Here is a 14,138-nt window from a genome sequence, read left to right as displayed (position 1 = left end):
CGCTCAGCCCGCCGTGCGGGGGATCCGCTCCTCCCAGGTGCGGTGGAAGACGACCTCCTCGCCCTCCTTGCACACCAGCTCGTCGGAGGTGTGGAAGGAGTCCGCGTCGCAGGAGATCGCCGAGCGGGTGCGGATCGTGACGTCCCAGGCCAGTTCGGGCCGGTGCAGCCGGATCGTCCATTCCGAGCGGGTACGGGCGGACAGCGGGCCGCTCTCGTCGATCGTGTACGTCTCCAGGGCGTCCTCGGTGTACTCCAGGCCGTCCGGGTACACGCGGGTGCCGCCGTACTTCGGGTCGACCTCCAGCGTCCACTCGCCCTTCGCCACGTCCCGGACGACGACCCGCTCCGGGCGGGGCTCCTCCAGGGTCGCCGGGTGGACGACGCCGAGCGGCTCGGACTGCTCGGGTTCCTCCCACTGGACGGCGTCCTCGGTGTGCGTGCGGACCGGCAGGGTGAGGGAGGAGCCCGCCGGGTCGAGGGTGAATCCGGCGGCGTCGGGCTGCGGCCAGAGCCACGGCCAGTACGTGGAGGAGACCGCGAGCCGCACCCGGTGGCCGGGCGGGAAGGCGTGCCCGATGCCGTTCAGTTCGAAGGCGAACTCCTCCGTCTCGCCGATCTGGGCCTCCACGGCCCGGTCGCGGCCGTAGCGGGCGGAGAAGTTCAGCGCGCCCCGGGTGACGAGGGTGGAGGAGCCGTCCGGGGCGATGTCGCAGAGCCGTGCGACGACCTGTCCGGTGGGGGCGGCCGTCCGCAGGGCGAGACGTACGGAAGGACGTCCGAGCACCTCGATGGGGCCGCCGTCCTCGGGCACGGGGAAGTCGAAGCAGGCCGAGTGGGCGTCCTCGTCGCGCTGGTCCGGGGGGAGGTCGGCGGCGTTGCCGAAGGGGAAGAAGCGGCCGGCGTCGAGCCCGGTCTGCTGGGGCGAGTCGACGACGACCGGGTCGCCCTGGAAGCCGTAGGCGACGGGGGTGACGTGCGGGGAGGGCCAGGAGGGGTCGGCGACCCAGCGACCGGGCAGCTCCTCGTACACGGTGGCCGGCGGGTGGGAGGCGCTGATCCAGGAGCGGAGCAGCGGCTCGGCCATCACGTCGTTGTCGACGCCCTTGAGGTGGTGGTCCCACCAGCGCAGGGTCTCCTGGAGGAAGCCGATCGCCGGACCGGGCGGCAGACCGCGGTCGGGGTAGTGGTGGGACCAGGGGCCGATGATGCCGCGGACCCGGTCCTGGGGGAGGTGCCGGGCGAGTCGCAGCACGGTGTCCCGGTAGGGGTCGTGCCAGCCGCCGACGGCGAGGACGGCGGCCCGGACGGCCCCGTAGTCCTCACAGACGCTGCCGTGCCGCCAGTACGCGTCCCGGGTCTGGTGGGCCAGCCAGGTGTGCACGAGGGGCTCCACCGCCTCCAGGCGCTTCAGCCACAGCCCGCGCCACTCCTCGCCGGCGTACCGGGGGTCCGGGGGCCGCGCGACGAAGGCGAGCATGGTGGCCGCCCAGGCGTGCATGTCGACGCCGAGGACCGAGCCGCCCATGTAGTGGACGTCGTTGTCGTAGCGGTCGTCGGTGGAGCAGACGGTGACGACCGCCTTCAGCGGCTCGGGGGCGAGGGCGGCGATCTGGAGCGCGTTGCAGCCGCCCCAGGCGATGCCGAACATCCCGACCTTCCCGTTGCACCAGGGCTGGGCGGCGAGCCAGTTCACCACGGCGACGCCGTCGGCGAGTTCGACGGCGTCGTACTCGTCGCCGGGCAGGCCCTCGCTGTTGCCGTGGCCCCGGACGTCGACCCGCACCGAGGCGTAGCCGTGGCCCGCGTACCAGGGGTGGCGCTGCCAGTCCCGGGGCGCGGTCCAGTCGGTCAGGCGGTACGGCAGGTACTCCAGGAGGGCCGGTACGGGGTCGTCGGCGAGCGGGCGCCACACGCGTGCGTACAGCAGGGTGCCGTCCGGCAGCGGGATGCGGATGTCCTCGTGGCGGGTCTCGTACGGGAAGTCGGTACGGATCTTCGTCATCAGGTCACCTCGGGGGCGGGTGCGGCGGCCGGGGGAAGCGCCGTCGCCCTCGGCGGGCGGCTGCTCGCCGTTCGCATCGATATCGATCGCCGTTCGGGACAAAACGCCTACTCATGGTCGTATGAGCTGATCACGAACATACCGGGGGTGACGGGAAGGCGCCCACGGTGATCGAAAGGTGACCGGATACGCTGGCATGAGCGAATCGGGCGACACATCGACAATCCTCGTGATCGTCAGCAGCCCAGCCGTCCGTGAGAACAAGCCGTGTGATCCCCAGCAGGCGTCAGCAGACAGGAGACCCCCTCGTGACCGTCGTCGGGCCGTTCGGTCTTAGCGTGCGGGACCAGGCTCTTGAGGCCGATGTCCAGACCGGTTTGGCGGCTGTGGAAGCGGGCCTCCTGGACGCCACCAAGAGCGATGTCCCCTTCATCACGGAGGCCGCGCAGCACCTCGTCCTGGCCGGCGGCAAGCGGTTCCGCCCCCTGCTCGTGATGCTCGCCGCACAGTTCGGCGACCCCTACGCGCCGGGCGTCGTGCCCTCCGCCGTGGTCGTCGAGCTCACCCACCTGGCCACGCTCTACCACGACGACGTCATGGACGAGGCCGACGTCCGGCGCGGCGTCCCCAGCGCCAATGCGCGCTGGGGCAACTCGATCGCCGTCCTCACGGGTGACTTCCTCTTCGCCCGCGCCTCGCACACGCTCGCGGACCTCGGTCCCGAGGCCGTACGCATCCAGTCCGAGGCGTTCGAACGGCTCGTCACCGGCCAGATCCTGGAGACCGCCGGGCCGGCCGACGGCCGCGACCCCGTCGAGCACTACCTCGACGTCCTCGGCGGCAAGACGGGTTCCCTCGTCGCCGTGTCCTGCCGCTTCGGCGCCCTGATGTCCGGCGCCGACGAGAGCGTCGTCGACATCCTCACCCAGTACGGCGAGCGCCTCGGCGTCGCCTTCCAGCTCGCCGACGACGTCCTCGACATCGCCTCCGACTCCCACGAGTCCGGAAAGACCCCCGGCACCGACCTCCGGGAGGGCATCCCCACCCTCCCCGTGCTCCACCTGAGGGCCGCTGCGGCCGCGCACGGCCGTCCGGAGGACCTGGAGCTCGTCGCCCTCATCGACGGCGACCTCGGCGACGACGAGCGGCACGCCGAGGCCCTGCGCAGGCTGCGCGCCCACCCCGCCCTGGAGCAGGCCCGACGGGACACCGTGCGGTACGCGGAGGAGGCGCGCGCCATGCTGGCGCCGCTGCCCGACGGCTACGCGAAGGCGGCCCTGGCGGAGATGTGCGACGCGGTGGTGCACCGCGCGGGATAGTCCTTCCTCAGGGTCGGGTCATCCCGAAGCAGTACGTGAGGTTGATCCCGCGGTCTGACGATTCCGTGCCGTCCTCTTGGTGTGATGGAGACACCAACCACAGGGGCAGCACGGCACGGAGGTAGCGGAGACCATGGCAGAGACCCGTAAGGCGAGCCGGTTCATCGTCCCGGTCGCGGTGGCAGGAGCGGCTGCGGCGACCATCGGGCTCGTCCCGGCGCTGGCGGCGTCCGGAGACCCCGACCTGCCCGAGATCACGGCCCAGCAGCTCATCGAGAAGATCGCCGCCTCGGACACCCAGACCCTGTCCGGCACCTTCAAGATCTCCACCGACCTGGGGCTGCCGGCCCTCGGCGGCCTGGCGTCCGGCCTCGGGGGCCTGGGTGGCGGCGACGCCCCGTCGGCGGACCCCTCGCAGAAGCTCACCGAGCTCGCCTCCGGCACCCACACGCTGCGCGTCGCGGCGGACGGCCCCGAGCGCCAGCGGCTCACCCTGCTCGACGGTTCCGACGAGTACAGCCTGATCCACAACGGCGACGACGTCTGGGCCTACGACAGCAAGTCGAACGAGGTCTTCCACGAGAAGGGCAAGGGCGCCCCGGGCACCCCCGAGTCGCACGAGGAGCTCCCCGGCACGCCCAAGCAGTTCGCCGACGAGGTGCTGAAGGCCGCCGGTGACACGACGTCGATCACGGTCGGCGGGACGGCCCGGGTGGCGGGTCGGGACGCGTACCAGCTGGTGATCAAGCCGAAGCAGTCCGGCTCGACGGTCGAGTCGGTGAAGATCGCCGTGGACGCGGCCAACGGAACCCCGCTCAAGTTCACCCTCTCCTCGGTCGAAGGTGGCAAGCCGGTCGTCGACGCGGGCTTCACGAAGGTCGACTTCGCGAAGCCGGCGGCCTCGGACTTCGCCTTCGAGGTGCCGAAGGGCGCCGAGGTCACCGAGGGCGGTGCGGAGGAGGCCCCGCGGGACGGGAAGCTCCCCGAGGGGTTCGAGGAGAAGCTCCCCGAAGGGTTCGGGGACGGCTTCGCCGACTTCGGCAAGGGCCTGAACGTGATCGGCGAGGGCTGGACCACGATCGCCACGATCGACACCGGCGCACCGGCCCCGAAGACCGACGGGGCGCCGAAGGAGATCCAGGGCCTCCTGGACTCCCTCGGCGACCAGGTCACCGGCCCCTTCGGCTCGGGCACCCTCTTCAAGACGAAGCTGGTGAACGCCCTCCTCACCGACGACGGCAAGGTCTACGTCGGTGCGGTGACGAAGGAAGCGCTGATCGACGCGGCGAACGCCGCCAAGTAGTCGAAGAGTTGGGACCCCGGGCGGGTCGGGGCGATGGTCACCGACCCACCCGGGAGTTCTGCGCCTTACGGGAAGGTCAGCTTGAAGCTGTTGATGTAGCCGGTGTCCCAGTTGGCCTTGTCCTGGACGCGGAGCTTCCAGGCGCCGTTGGCGACCTCGGAGGAGGCGTTCACGGTGAAGGTCTCCTGGATGTTGTCGGCGCTGCCGCCGCTCCGGTTGGCCAGGTTGTAGACCGAGCCGTCGGGGGCGATCAGGTCGACGACCAGGTCACCGCGCCAGGTGTGGATGATGTCCACGCCCACCTTGAGGTTGCTCGGGGCGTTGCCGGCGATGCCGGTGACGTTGACCGTCGAGGTGACCGCCGGGCCGTTGTCCGGGATGGACACGTCGGTCGTGTTCTCGAAGACCGTTCCGCTCGGCGGCGGGGTGGTCGTCCCGGACAGCGTCCAGATCGCGTGCGCGATCGCGTCGCTGTTGCGGTCCAGGGCGGTGTCGTTGATGTTCGACGTGGTGTCGCAGGACGAGTGGTAGCAGCGGTCGAAGGCCTGCCCGGCGGTGCCGCCCCACTTCTGCGCCTGGGCCGACGTCTTGGTGTAGTCGGCGCCCGCGAAGAGCCCGCCGACCGGGATGCCGACGTTCTTGAAGGGGGCGTGGTCGGAGCGGCCGTCGCCCTCCGTCTCGATCTCCGTGGGGATGCCGAGGCCGGCGAAGTAGTCCTTGAAGGTCTGCTCGATGGTCGGGTCGTCGTCGTAGACGAAGTAACCCGGGTTGGGCGAGCCGATCATGTCGAAGTTGAGGTAGCCCTTGACCTTCGCACGCTCGGTGCTGGACAGGTTGTTGACGTAGTACTTCGAACCGACGAGCCCGAGCTCCTCCGCGCCCCACCAGGCGAAGCGCAGGTGCTTGGAGGGCTGGTAGCCGGCACGGGCCACGGCGAGGGCGTTCTCCAGGACCGCGGCGGACCCCGAGCCGTTGTCGTTGATGCCGGGGCCGGAGGTGACCGAGTCGAGGTGCGAACCGGCCATCAGGACCTGGTTGGGATCGCCGCCCGGCCAGTCGGCTATGAGGTTGTAGCCGGTGTAACCGCTGGAGGTGAAGGTCTGCAGGGTGGTGGTGTAGCCGACGGCGTCCAGCTTCGCCTTCACGAAGTCGATCGACGCCTTGTAGCCGGTGCGGCCGTGGGCGCGGTTGCCGCCGTTGGAGTTGGCGATCGACTGGAGGTCCGCCAAGTGCTGCTTGACGTTGGCGAGCGGGATGTCGGGCGCGGCGGCGGTCGCCTGCGGACCGGCGGCTGCGGTCCCGGTGAGGCCGCCGAGTGCGAGCGCCGCGAGGGCGGCGACCGCGGTGACGCGTCTGGGCACGGAGATGTTCATGTGGGGGCTCCGGATTCCGAACGGGGATGGGACGGAACGTGCGAGACGCCTCGGGCGTGGGTGCCACGAGGCGCTGGAGCTGTGCGGATGCGCGCTTGTTCAGTTGTGCGGCGGTTCAGTCGTGCGTGCTGAATGGTCAGTGAGATTTTGACTCCGCGTCAAGAGCGGAAACCGGTCATCTCCGTTCGCTCACCGGACGATGCTCCCGCCACCACGCCGGACCAGGGGCGGACGGTCGAGGATCTCGATGTAATCGATCCGGCCGTGCACGAGGTCGAGGACGAGCGTCCCCGTCTCGGCGAGCAGGGGCAGACAGCGGTGGCCCTCCCCGTACGGGGTGCCCACGGGCCGGTCCGAGGTGCGGATGCTCTGACAGAGGTCGTCGCCGCAGCCGCAGTCGCCGAACAGCCGCACGTCCCGCACGACGATCGCCAGGTCCCGTTCCCCCTCCTCCTCCAGGAGCCGGACGAGTTCGGCGACGAGCTCGGGGTACACCTCGCGGACGAGCGGCGGCTCCGGGGGCGCGCCGCCCTCCCCGCCCGCGGTCTCCTCGTCGCTGCCCATGCGGGGAAGTCTGCCGGCGGCGGCGGTGCGGCGGCACGCGGTTTTCCTCCGGCGGCGCGACGCGCGGACACGACGGGACGACACCGGACGGTGCCGCCCAGGCACTAGGGTCGGCTCCTTCGACCCGCCGATCCGGAGGAGCGCACCCCATGAAGATCGCCGTACTGGGAACGGGCGAGGTCGGACGCCGACTCGCCACGAAGCTGGTTTCGTTGGGGCACGAGGTGGCCATGGGGTCGCGCACCGCGGACAACGCCGAAGCCGTCACGTGGGCGGGGGAGTGCGGCGGGACGCACGGGACCTTCGCCGACGCGGCCGGCCCCGCCGAACTGGTGGTCAACGCCACCGGCGGACTCGTCTCCCTGACCGCCCTGGAGGCCGCGGGCGCGGCGAACCTGCGCGGCAAGGTCCTGATCGACGTGTCCAATGCGCTCGACTTCTCCCAGGGCTTCCCGCCCCGGGTGGTCACGCCCGAGGAGGGCAGCGTCGCCGAGCAACTGCAGAAGGCCTTCCCGGAGACGCGGGTCGTCAAGACGCTCAACACCATGACCAACACCGTCATGGTCGACCCGGGCCGGGTCCCCGGGCAGCACCACGTCTTCCTCAGCGGCGACGACCCGGACGCGAAGGCCGTCGTCGCGGAGTTGCTGGCCTCGTTCGGCTGGGCCGCCGACCGCATCCTCGACCTCGGCGACCTGTCGGGCGCCCGCGCCACCGAGCAGCTGATGCCGCTCTGGCTGCGCCTCTACGGAGTGCTCGGGACCGCCGACTTCAACTTCGGCATCGCCGGAGCCTGACCCCCGGGCGGTCCAGAAGCCCCGGGGCGGGGAGTCTCCGTCCCGCTGCTCCCGCACGGCGCCGCCCGCAACGCTCCCTTCCCCGCGGTCCGGCAGGTTTGGAAGCAGCGTCGTGCGCCGGGCCCGGCGATGCCGCCGGTCAGCCCGCGGAGCGGCTCCCCGACTCAGGGCGCGTAGGAGTCGGCGTACCGGGCGGAGAGCCCTGCCACGGAGAAGTCCTCGAAGTCACCGGCGGCTTCACCGCTGGTCAGACGCTGGAGTGCGGCCTCGGCCTCGGGCGAGCGCAGACTCCTCAGGTACGCCTTCGTCTCGGCCGGTCCGCTTCCGCAGAGCAAGGGGACCTCGATGGAGAGGTCGGCATCCATGCTGGCGGTCTTGGCCCGCCAGATGTGCAGCACGTCGTCGAGGACGCCGGCGTTGAACAGCTGGACGCAGCACGGCTTCATCAGCTCCGTGTCGCCGTCGCCCTGGGCGACCCGCTCCCGCCGGCCGTGCGCGGAGAGCAGACCGCGCACCTCGTCGAGGTCCGCGCCGACGGGGTGCAGGCCGTACCGGTCCAGGCTCTCGTCTTCGTCCATCGCCCCATTTTCCAGCGGGAGCGGACGCTGCGACCGAGGTCACGGTCGGGGAGTGCCCTCATGACCCTAATGTGGAGGGATGAACGATGTGCCCGGCTGCCCGCTGATCGACGTCGCCACCACGTACCTGCCCCGGCTCGCGGAATTCTCCGTCGAGCCCGGGCTGGTGGCCGCCGTCGACCAACACGCGGCGGCCGTGTGCGACGCGCTCGCCCCGGTCAGGTCGGGGGCGGGGGAGCGGACCGTTCGTCGGGAGGAGCTCGCCGACTACGTCCTCGGGTTCACCGACTGGCTGACCGAGGCCGACTGGACCGAACCCGTCGGCCATGACTTCGCGACCCTGCGCCTGACGGCCGTCTGCTGGCTGATCCGGGAGCACGACCTGCTGGGCGCATGAGCGCCGCACCCGCGCGGGCGGGTTCCCGGTCGAGGCACTGACCGCCCCGCGCGGGGCGTTCCCGTGCCGTCGGTGCGCCGTCAGCCTCCCGTCGGGGGCGCCGGGGCGGCGGGGGCGCCCTCCGCAGCCCGCGCGGCGGACCCGGTGACCGGAACGGTCCGCACGGACGCGACGGCAGGGGCCGCCGCCTCGACCGCGGCCCGGCTCCGACGGGCCGTCCGCAGTGCGTCCCAGGTGAGGACGGTCAGGGCCAACCAGACCAGGGAGAAGCCCGCCCAGCGTTCCGGCGGCATGGCCTCGTGGAAGTAGAGGATCCCGAGCAGGAACTGGAAGGTGGGCGCCAGGTACTGCAGCAGTCCGAGCGTGGAGAGCGGGACGCGGATCGCCGCCGCTCCGAAGCAGACCAGCGGCACCGCCGTGACGATGCCGGTGGCGGCGAGCAGCGCCGTGTGGCCGGCGCCGTGGGCGCCGAAGGCGAGGGTGCCCCGGGACCCGAGCCAGACGAGGTAGCCGAGGGCGGGCAGGAACTGGACGGCGGTCTCGGCGGCGAGCGACTCCAGGCCGCCGATGTTGACCTTCTTCTTCACCAGGCCGTAGACGGCGAAGGAGAGGGCGAGGGCGAGGGAGATCCACGGCGGCCGTCCGTACCCGAAGGCCAGGACGAGCACCGCGGAGAAGCCGATGCCGACGGCTGCCCACTGGGCGGGGCGGAGCCGTTCCTTCAGGACGAGGACGCCGAGGGCGATGGTGACGAGCGGGTTGATGAAGTAGCCGAGCGAGGCCTCGACGACGCGGCCCGTGTTCACGGACCAGATGTAGAGGCCCCAGTTCACGGTGATGACGGTGGCGGCGACGGTGATCAGGCCGAGCTTGCGCGGGCTGCGCGCGAGCTCCCGTATCCACCCCCAGCGGCGCAGTGCGAGGAGGGCGATGCCGACGAAGGCCAGCGACCAGACCATGCGGTGGGCGAGGATCTCGATCGCGCCGGCGGGCTTGAGGAGCGGCCAGAAGAGCGGGACCAGGCCCCACATTCCGTAGGCGCCGATCCCGTATGCCAAGCCCGTTCGGCTCTCGCTCTTCTCCGTCTTCACCGGACCTCCCGCCCTGTGCCGCGCTGTTCCGTCGAAGGTAGCGCCGCACGGGGCAGATTGTCATGCCCGTACCGCTATACGGTCATGACAACTTCAGGAGGTGGTCAGCGCCTCCTCGATCGACGCGGCGATCGGAGTGGTCGGGCGGCCGATCAGGCGGGCCAGATCGCCGGTCCGCAGGGCGAGCGCGCCCTGCTCGACGGCCCGGTCGACGTCCACCAGGATCTCGGCGAAGCCCTGTGGGACCCCGGCGCCGATCAGGATCTCCAGGTGGGTCGCGGCGGGCACGTTGCGATGGGTGACCTCGCGGCCGCTCCGGGCGGCGACCTCGGCCGCGTACTCGGCGAAGGACCAGGCGTCGTCGCCGCTCAGTTCGTACGCCGCGCTCAGGTGCTCCTCGATCGGACCGGTCAGGACGGCGGCTGCGGCGGCGGCGTAGTCGGCGCGGGGTGCGGAGGCGACCCGACCCTCGCCGGCGCTGGCCACGACGGCGCCGTGGGCCAGGACCGCGGCGAGTTGGGCGGTGTAGTTCTCGGAGTACCAGCCGTTGCGGAGGAAGGTGTGCGGCAGTCCCGAGGCGAGGATCAGGCGCTCGGTCTCCTTGTGTTCGGCCGCCAGGACGAAATCGGCCCCGTCGCCCCCGAGGATGCCGGTGTACGCGAGCTGGGCCACGCCCGCCGCTTCGGCCGCGTCGATCACGGCGCGGTGCTGGGGGACCCGTCGGCCGACTTCGCTGCCCGAGATCAGCAGTATCCGGTCGCCGGCCGCGAAGGCGCCCGCCAGGCTCTCCGGACGGTCGTAGTCGGCGATCCGCAGCTCGATCCCCCGCTCCGCGAGGTCGGCGGCCTTCTCCTTGCTGCGGACGACGGCGGCGACGGATGCGGCGGGGACGGTGGCCAGGAGGGCGTCGATGACGAGGCGGCCGAGCTGTCCGGTGGCTCCGGTGACGACGATGCTCACGGTGCTTCCTTCTTCCGGTGGGGTGTGGGGGGAATGCACTCACCGTAAGACGGGCGCTAACTTTTCGTAAGTACCCACTTTGAAGTAAGGTACTGGTATGGGAGTAAGTGAGGATCGGAAGAACCCGCTCGCCGACGTCGACGGGGGCGCGTGCCCGGCCAGGTTGGTCCTGGAGCACGTCACCAGCCGTTGGGGCGTCCTGATCCTGATCGCCCTCGGGGAGCGCTCGTACCGCTTCAGCGAGCTCCGCCGGCACGTCGGCGGCGTCAGCGAGAAGATGCTCACCCAGACGCTCCAGACCCTGGAACGCGACGGTTTCGTCCACCGCGACGCCAAGCCCGTCATCCCGCCCCGCGTCGACTACAGCCTGACCGCCCTGGGGGAGGAGGCCGCCCGCCAGGTCCGGGAGCTCGCCCGCTGGACCGATCGGCGGGTCCCGGAGGTCGAGGAGGCGCGCCTGCGCTACGACCGTGCGCGCCGCGGGGCCGCCACCCCGTCCGGATGACGCCGAGAGGCCCGGGAAACGACCTCGGGGGCCCGGTCCGCACTGCGGATAGGGCCCCCGAGGCGTGCGCGTGCGCTCAGCCGACCACGGTCCAGGTGTCGTTGCCGGTGAGGAGCTTCTCCAGGTCGCCCTGGCCCTGTTGCTCCACGGCCGTTTCCAACTGCTCGGCCATGAGGGTGTCGTAGACCGGTCGCTCCACCGAGCGGAAGACGCCGATCGGGGTGTGGTGGAGGGTGTCGGGGTCGGCGAGCCGGGAGAGGGCGAAGGCGGTGGTGGGGGTGGTCGCGTGGGAGTCGTGGACGAGGACCGCGGACTCGTTGTCCGGGGTGATCGGGACGATGTGGAGGTCGCCGGTGGCCGGGTCGCGGATGACGCCCTTGTCGTTCTCCGCGCCGAAGCGGATCGGCTGTCCGTGTTCCAGGCGGATCACGGCTTCTTTGGCTTGATCTTTGTCCTTGAGGACTTCGAAGGCGCCGTCGTTGAAGATGTTGCAGTTCTGGTAGATCTCCACCAGGGCGGTGCCGTCGTGCGCGGCGGCCTGGCGCAGCACCTCGGTGAGGTGCTTGCGGTCGGAGTCCACGGTCCGCGCGACGAAGGAGGCTTCCGCGCCGAGGGCGAGGGAGACGGGGTTGAACGGTGCGTCCAACGAACCCATCGGCGTCGACTTGGTGATCTTGCCGACCTCGGAGGTGGGCGAGTACTGGCCCTTGGTCAGGCCGTAGATCCGGTTGTTGAAGAGCAGGATCTTGAGGTTGACGTTGCGGCGCAGGGCGTGGATGAGGTGGTTGCCGCCGATGGACAGGGCGTCGCCGTCGCCGGTGACGACCCAGACGGACAGGTCGCGGCGCGAGGTCGCCAGTCCGGTGGCGATGGCGGGGGCGCGGCCGTGGATGGAGTGCATCCCGTAGGTGTTCATGTAGTACGGGAAGCGGGAGGAACAGCCGATGCCGGAGACGAAGACGATGTTCTCCTTCGCCAGTCCGAGCTCGGGCATGAAGCCCTGGACGGCGGCGAGCACGGCGTAGTCGCCGCAGCCGGGGCACCAGCGGACTTCCTGGTCGGACTTGAAGTCCTTCATGGATTGCACGGCCTCGGCCTTCGGCACCAGGCTCAGCAGGGTCTCGGCGGGCTCAGGCATCGATGACCTCCTTGAGGGCGGCGGCGAGCTGTTCGGCCTTGAAGGGCATGCCGTTGACCTGGGTGTGGGGTCGGGCGTCGACGAGGTACTTCGCGCGGATGAGGGTGGTGAGCTGGCCGAGGTTCATCTCGGGGACGACGACCTTGTCGTAGCGTCCCAGGACCTCGCCCAGGTTCTTCGGGAAGGGGTTGAGGTGGCGCAGGTGGGCCTGGGCGATGGAGCCGCCGGCGCGGCGGATGCGGCGGACGGCGGCGGTGATCGGTCCGTAGGTGGAGCCCCAGCCCAACACCAGGGTGCCCGCGCCGTCCGGGTCGTCGACCTCCAGGTCGGGCACGGCGATGCCGTCGACCTTGGCCTGGCGGGTGCGGACCATGAAGTCGTGGTTGGCCGGGTCGTAGGAGATGTTGCCGGTGCCGTCCTGCTTCTCGATGCCGCCGATGCGGTGTTCCAGACCGGGAGTGCCGGGCACCGCCCAGGGGCGGGCCAGGGTCTCGGGATCGCGCTTGTAGGGCCAGAAGGCTTCGGTGCCGTCGGCCAGGGTGTGGTTGGGGCCGGTGGCGAAGGCGGTCCGCAGGTCGGGGAGATCGGCGACCTCGGGGATGCGCCAGGGCTCGGAGCCGTTGGCCAGGTAGCCGTCGGACAGCAGCATCACCGGGGTGCGGTACGTCAGTGCGATCCGGGCCGCCTCCAGGGCGGCGTCGAAGCAGTCGGCCGGGGTGCTGGGGGCCACCACCGGCACCGGGGCCTCGCCGTTGCGGCCGTACATCGCCTGGAGCAGGTCGGCCTGCTCGGTCTTGGTCGGCAACCCGGTCGACGGCCCGCCCCGCTGGATGTCGACGATCAGCAGCGGCAGTTCCAGCGACACCGCCAAGCCGATCGTCTCCGACTTCAGGGCCACGCCGGGGCCGGAGGTCGTCGTCACGGCGAGCGAGCCGCCGAAGGCCGCGCCCAGCGCGGCGCCGATCCCGGCGATCTCGTCCTCGGCCTGGAAGGTGCGCACGCCGAAGTTCTTGTGCCGGGACAGCTCGTGCAGGATGTCGGAGGCCGGGGTGATCGGGTAGGAGCCGAGGTACAGCGGCAGATCGGCCTGGCGGGAAGCGGCGATCAGGCCGTAGGACAGGGCCAGGTTCCCGGAGATGTTGCGGTAGGTGCCGGTCGGGAACGCCTGCGTGGCCGGGGCGATCTCGTAGGAGACCGCGAAGTCCTCCGTGGTCTCGCCGAAGTTCCAGCCGGCCCGGAACGCGGCCACGTTGGCCTCCGCGATCGCGGGCTTCTTGGCGAACTTCTGCCGCAGGAAGGTCTCGGTGCCCTCGGTCGGCCGGTGGTACATCCACGACAGCAGCCCGAGCGCGAACATGTTCTTGCTCCGCTCGGCCTCCTTGCGGGACAGGCCGAAGTCCTTCAGCGCCTCCAGCGTCAAGGTCGTCAACGGCACCGGGTGCACCCGGTAGCCGTCGAGCGAACCGTCCTCCAGCGGCGAGACCGCATATCCGACCTTCGCCATCGCCCGCTTGGCGAACTCGTCCGTGTTCACGATGATCTCGCCGCCCCGCGGCACGTCGGCGATGTTCGCCTTCAACGCGGCCGGGTTCATCGCGACCAGCACGTTCGGTGCGTCACCCGGAGTCAGGATGTCGTGGTCGGCGAAGTGCAGCTGGAACGACGACACGCCCGGCAGGGTGCCGGCGGGCGCCCGGATCTCCGCCGGGAAGTTCGGCAGCGTGGACAGGTCGTTCCCGAACGACGCCGTCTCCGAGGTGAACCGGTCACCCGTCAACTGCATGCCGTCGCCGGAATCGCCCGCAAACCGGATGATCACCCGGTCGAGCCGGCGCACTTCCTTCCCGACCCCGTTCCGGGGCATCCCCGGAACGCTGCGCTGTTCCCCGACCAAGGCCTCACCGGCCTCGCTACTGACCTGGCTGGTCACTGAACTGGACCTCCCTCGCGGCAAGGGGACTCTCCGCCGGAGGCGGGAGAAGGCTCGGGACGGGGCGGCGATCACCGTCGGCGATCACCGGCCGTCCCGAGGCCCACCCTACGACGGCGGGGCGGACCCTCCCGGGACTTCTCGCATCCTGGACCTCGTTTTGGTACGCCCCTTTGTCC

The 14,138-nt window shown here is 71.0% G+C and carries 13 protein-coding genes; 5 read left to right on the top strand and 8 right to left on the bottom strand.

Annotated features, from left to right (window positions below; genetic code table 11):
- Nucleotides 1-3: 3 nt before the first annotated feature.
- Complete coding sequence (locus ACFW2Y_RS04370; protein WP_384873331.1) at nt 4-2,004, bottom strand: CocE/NonD family hydrolase; 2,001 nt, start codon at nt 2,002-2,004, stop codon at nt 4-6.
- Between the two features lie 308 nt (nt 2,005-2,312).
- On the opposite strand from ACFW2Y_RS04370, the gene ACFW2Y_RS04365 reads away from it, so the two are divergent.
- On the top strand, nt 2,313-3,323 hold the full coding sequence (locus ACFW2Y_RS04365) for a polyprenyl synthetase family protein (RefSeq protein ID WP_384873328.1): 1,011 nt from the start codon (nt 2,313-2,315) through the stop codon (nt 3,321-3,323).
- Nucleotides 3,324-3,456: 133 nt separating this feature from the next.
- Nucleotides 3,457-4,626 carry an outer membrane lipoprotein carrier protein LolA gene (locus ACFW2Y_RS04360; RefSeq protein ID WP_384873325.1) on the top strand — a complete coding sequence of 390 codons (1,170 nt, stop codon included), beginning with the start codon at nt 3,457-3,459 and terminating at the stop codon, nt 4,624-4,626.
- A 65-nt stretch (nt 4,627-4,691) separates the two neighbouring features.
- Here ACFW2Y_RS04360 and ACFW2Y_RS04355 read toward each other — a convergent pair whose 3' ends face one another.
- Together ACFW2Y_RS04355 and ACFW2Y_RS04350 are read right to left on the bottom strand one after the other, a co-directional pair.
- The gene (locus ACFW2Y_RS04355) at nt 4,692-5,999 is read right to left on the bottom strand and encodes a M28 family metallopeptidase (protein ID WP_384873322.1); all 1,308 of its coding nucleotides are present in this window, start codon (nt 5,997-5,999) and stop codon (nt 4,692-4,694) included.
- Between the two features lie 189 nt (nt 6,000-6,188).
- Nucleotides 6,189-6,563 carry a hypothetical protein gene (locus ACFW2Y_RS04350; protein ID WP_384873319.1) on the bottom strand — a complete coding sequence of 125 codons (375 nt, stop codon included), beginning with the start codon at nt 6,561-6,563 and terminating at the stop codon, nt 6,189-6,191.
- A 149-nt stretch (nt 6,564-6,712) separates the two neighbouring features.
- On the opposite strand from ACFW2Y_RS04350, the gene ACFW2Y_RS04345 reads away from it, so the two are divergent.
- Nucleotides 6,713-7,360, top strand: coding sequence for an NADPH-dependent F420 reductase (locus ACFW2Y_RS04345; protein WP_384873316.1), 648 nt, complete (start codon nt 6,713-6,715; stop codon nt 7,358-7,360).
- A 164-nt stretch (nt 7,361-7,524) separates the two neighbouring features.
- Here the strand turns inward: ACFW2Y_RS04345 and ACFW2Y_RS04340 are convergent, their stop codons facing one another.
- Entirely contained in the window at nt 7,525-7,938 is a 414-nt protein-coding gene (locus ACFW2Y_RS04340; RefSeq protein WP_384873314.1) for a hypothetical protein, read from the bottom strand.
- A 79-nt stretch (nt 7,939-8,017) separates the two neighbouring features.
- Between ACFW2Y_RS04340 and ACFW2Y_RS04335 the strand changes: the two genes are divergently transcribed.
- Entirely contained in the window at nt 8,018-8,335 is a 318-nt protein-coding gene (locus tag ACFW2Y_RS04335; protein ID WP_384873311.1) for a DUF6401 family natural product biosynthesis protein, read from the top strand.
- An 80-nt stretch (nt 8,336-8,415) separates the two neighbouring features.
- On the opposite strand, the gene rarD is transcribed toward ACFW2Y_RS04335, so the two are convergent.
- Nucleotides 8,416-9,426, bottom strand: a complete 1,011-nt coding sequence (rarD, locus tag ACFW2Y_RS04330; protein WP_384873309.1) for an EamA family transporter RarD — start codon at nt 9,424-9,426, stop codon at nt 8,416-8,418.
- 93 nt (nt 9,427-9,519) lie between these two features.
- Nucleotides 9,520-10,386 (bottom strand): SDR family oxidoreductase, encoded by an 867-nt coding sequence (locus tag ACFW2Y_RS04325; RefSeq protein ID WP_384873306.1) that lies wholly within the window; start codon nt 10,384-10,386, stop codon nt 9,520-9,522.
- Between the two features lie 97 nt (nt 10,387-10,483).
- Here ACFW2Y_RS04325 and ACFW2Y_RS04320 point away from each other — a divergent pair, with 97 nt between their 5' ends.
- The gene (locus ACFW2Y_RS04320) at nt 10,484-10,891 is read left to right on the top strand and encodes a winged helix-turn-helix transcriptional regulator (protein WP_384873303.1); all 408 of its coding nucleotides are present in this window, start codon (nt 10,484-10,486) and stop codon (nt 10,889-10,891) included.
- Nucleotides 10,892-10,967: 76 nt separating this feature from the next.
- Here ACFW2Y_RS04320 and ACFW2Y_RS04315 read toward each other — a convergent pair whose 3' ends face one another.
- Complete coding sequence (locus ACFW2Y_RS04315; RefSeq protein WP_384873301.1) at nt 10,968-12,029, bottom strand: 2-oxoacid:ferredoxin oxidoreductase subunit beta; 1,062 nt, start codon at nt 12,027-12,029, stop codon at nt 10,968-10,970.
- Complete coding sequence (locus ACFW2Y_RS04310; protein WP_384873298.1) at nt 12,022-13,959, bottom strand: 2-oxoacid:acceptor oxidoreductase subunit alpha; 1,938 nt, start codon at nt 13,957-13,959, stop codon at nt 12,022-12,024. Before ACFW2Y_RS04310 ends, ACFW2Y_RS04315 begins: the two co-directional genes overlap by 8 nt.
- Nucleotides 13,960-14,138: the final 179 nt, after the last annotated feature.

Origin of the sequence: Streptomyces sp. NPDC058877, from assembly GCF_042742855.1 — a bacterium.
GTDB lineage: Bacteria > Actinomycetota > Actinomycetes > Streptomycetales > Streptomycetaceae > Streptomyces.
The sequence above is the reverse complement of the archived record's forward strand: the minus strand, read 5'-3'. Positions and strand labels throughout refer to the sequence as shown.

What these genes read in the sequence shown, in the direction of transcription:
- ACFW2Y_RS04370 (WP_384873331.1), bottom strand. Translation starts at nt 2,004, where the DNA reads ATGACGAAGATCCGTACCGACTTCCCGTACGAGACCCGCCACGAGGAC.
- ACFW2Y_RS04360 (WP_384873325.1), top strand. Translation starts at nt 3,457, where the DNA reads ATGGCAGAGACCCGTAAGGCGAGCCGGTTCATCGTCCCGGTCGCGGTG.
- ACFW2Y_RS04355 (WP_384873322.1), bottom strand. Translation starts at nt 5,999, where the DNA reads ATGAACATCTCCGTGCCCAGACGCGTCACCGCGGTCGCCGCCCTCGCG.
- ACFW2Y_RS04350 (WP_384873319.1), bottom strand. Translation starts at nt 6,563, where the DNA reads ATGGGCAGCGACGAGGAGACCGCGGGCGGGGAGGGCGGCGCGCCCCCG.
- ACFW2Y_RS04345 (WP_384873316.1), top strand. Translation starts at nt 6,713, where the DNA reads ATGAAGATCGCCGTACTGGGAACGGGCGAGGTCGGACGCCGACTCGCC.
- ACFW2Y_RS04340 (WP_384873314.1), bottom strand. Translation starts at nt 7,938, where the DNA reads ATGGACGAAGACGAGAGCCTGGACCGGTACGGCCTGCACCCCGTCGGC.
- ACFW2Y_RS04335 (WP_384873311.1), top strand. Translation starts at nt 8,018, where the DNA reads ATGAACGATGTGCCCGGCTGCCCGCTGATCGACGTCGCCACCACGTAC.
- ACFW2Y_RS04320 (WP_384873303.1), top strand. Translation starts at nt 10,484, where the DNA reads ATGGGAGTAAGTGAGGATCGGAAGAACCCGCTCGCCGACGTCGACGGG.
- ACFW2Y_RS04315 (WP_384873301.1), bottom strand. Translation starts at nt 12,029, where the DNA reads ATGCCTGAGCCCGCCGAGACCCTGCTGAGCCTGGTGCCGAAGGCCGAG.